Raw genomic sequence first — 1,332 nt, forward strand, 5'->3', positions numbered from 1 at the left:
AGTGAACCGTTCCGGGTTCGGTAGGGACTCGATCGTTTGAGAGGATCGAGTCATGGCACGTCCTTCCCAGTACCCGCTTGAGCTGCGCCGTCGTGCGGTGCGGATGGTCGCCGAGGTGCGGCCCGACTACGACACCGAGTGGGCCGCGATGAAAGCGGTCGCCGCGAAGCTCGGCATCGGCACGACCGAGACGCTGCGCAAGTGGGTCCGTCAGGACGAGATCGACGCCGGGACCCGGCCCGGGACGACGACGGAGGAGTCGGCCGAGCTGAAGCGGCTGAAGAAGGAGAACGCCGAGCTGAAGCGGGCGAACGAGATCCTCAAGGCCGCGGCGAGTTTCTTCGCGGCCGAGCTCGACCGGCCACACACACGCTCGTAGCGTTCATCGACGAGCACCGGGACCGCTTCGGCGGAGTCGAGCCGATCTGCCGTGTTCTGACCGAGCACGACTGCAAGATCGCCCCGTCCACCTACTACGCCCACCACAAACGCCGGCAGGCACCCTCGGCCCGCACCGTTCGCGACACCGAGCTGAAGACCTTGATCAAGGAGGCATACGACGCCAACTACCGTGTCTACGGCGCGAGGAAGATCTGGCGGCACCTGAACCGCCAGGGCCAGACCGTGGCCCGCTGCACCGTCGAACGGCTCATGCGCGAGCTCGGCATCACCGGCGCCGTCCGCGGCAAGAGAGTGATCACCACGATCCCGGACCCCTCCGCGCCCAGGGCGCCGGACCTGGTCGACCGCGACTTCGTCGCGTCCGCGCCGAACCGCTGCTGGGTCGCCGACTTTACCCACGTCGCCACGTTCTCCGGCGTCGTCTACGTCGCCTTCGTCGTGGACACCTTCTCCCGCCGCATCGTCGGCTGGTCCGCCTCGACCACGAAGCAGACCCGGCTCGTCCTGGACGCACTGGACATGGGACTGTGGCAACGCGACCGCGACCAACACCCGCCCTTGCCAGGCGAGTTGGTTCATCACTCGGACGCGGGCTCGCAATATACGTCCTTCACGCTGGCCGAACACTTGGAGAAGGCCGGCATCGCCGCCTCGATCGGATCGGTCGGCAACGCATACGACAATGCGCTGATGGAGTCCACGATCGGCCTCTTCAAAACCGAGGTGATCAAGCCGCAGCGGCCCTGGCGATCCCTCGCCCAGGTCGAGCTCGCCACCGCCGAATGGACCGACTGGTACAACCACACCCGGCTCCACGGTGAGATAGGGCACATCCCGCCCGCCGAATACGAAACCAACCACTACCTGAGCACCACGAAACCCCAGGTCACAACCAACATCTGAGCTCTCTACCGAACCCGGAACGGTTCA

Annotated in this window: 1 protein-coding gene; it reads left to right on the plus strand. The window is 66.0% G+C overall.

Annotation, left to right across the window (positions count from 1 at the left end; all coding sequences use genetic code 11):
* Window positions 1-52: 52 nt before the first annotated feature.
* Window positions 53-1,305, plus strand: a protein-coding gene (locus ACIQK6_RS43080; protein ID WP_402697823.1) for an IS3 family transposase whose coding sequence is annotated in 2 segments (ribosomal slippage) — window positions 53-332 and window positions 332-1,305 — 1,254 coding nt in all. Because the reading frame shifts where the segments join, the coding sequence is not laid out codon by codon here.
* Window positions 1,306-1,332 lie beyond the last annotated feature (27 nt).

This window comes from Streptomyces sp. NPDC091682, from assembly GCF_044756625.1.
GTDB lineage: Bacteria > Actinomycetota > Actinomycetes > Streptomycetales > Streptomycetaceae > Streptomyces.